Origin of the sequence: Sphingomonas sp. CFBP 13733 (assembly GCF_014841795.1) — a bacterium.
Lineage (GTDB): Bacteria > Pseudomonadota > Alphaproteobacteria > Sphingomonadales > Sphingomonadaceae > Sphingomonas > Sphingomonas aerolata.
The window spans coordinates 1-719 of sequence record NZ_JACYUP010000032.1 but is presented as its reverse complement, the minus strand read 5'-3'; the positions used below and the strand labels follow the sequence as shown (position 1 = coordinate 719).

Here is a 719-nt window from a genome sequence, read left to right as displayed (position 1 = left end):
AGACGGGCAACGATCCGTGCACCCACGCAGGCGTTCTCGATGCGTCGCGCCGCCTCCAACAGCACCGCGTCGCCGACGGCATGTCCGTATGTGTCATTCAGTGCCTTGAAATGGTCTAGATCGATCATTGCCAGAGTGACTGGCGTTGGCGTGTCTATGGCTGCCGCGGCATCCTCAAGGCGCTCAATAAGCGCACGTCGATTAGCAAGATTGGTGAGCGGGTCGGTAAAAGCGAGCGAGATAGCCTCTGATCGTGCGATCATCGTGCCGACGAAATAGTCATACTGCTTGGTAATAAGTCGCATGATCAGCATGACGATGAGCAGTAGGCTCAGGCCGGCTGCGACCTGCACCCTGATACCCGACGCAAGCAAAGACGTTACGACCGGAGTGGTGGTCAGGAAGATCGTAACGAAAGCTGCACGCGGCACGCTGGCGAGGCAGTACGCGCAGGCGATCGATCCAAATGCGATGAATAGCGGAATGAATGGTTTGTCACCGATACCGGCGTGCAGGAGCACGACGCCCCAGGTGCCAAGGCCCAAGCTAAAAAAAGCTGCGATCACCGTAGTCGACAGGAGATGGCGAGCCATCTGCGCCTCTGGGGGCGATGATGATCGACGCATAAGCCAAACCGCTAACCGTACAACGATAAGCACCCCGAATAAGCCGGGGATCTCAACTGACAACGTAGTTGAAACCGAGCCGTAGACGGAGAT

The 719-nt window shown here is 57.2% G+C and carries 1 protein-coding gene; it reads right to left on the bottom strand.

The genetic code is table 11. The annotated features are described in order from the left end of the window. Window positions 1-593 (bottom strand): GGDEF domain-containing protein (locus tag IFT71_RS21080; RefSeq protein ID WP_192143469.1); only part of this gene is annotated, 593 nt, incomplete at its 3' end. Window positions 594-719 lie beyond the last annotated feature (126 nt).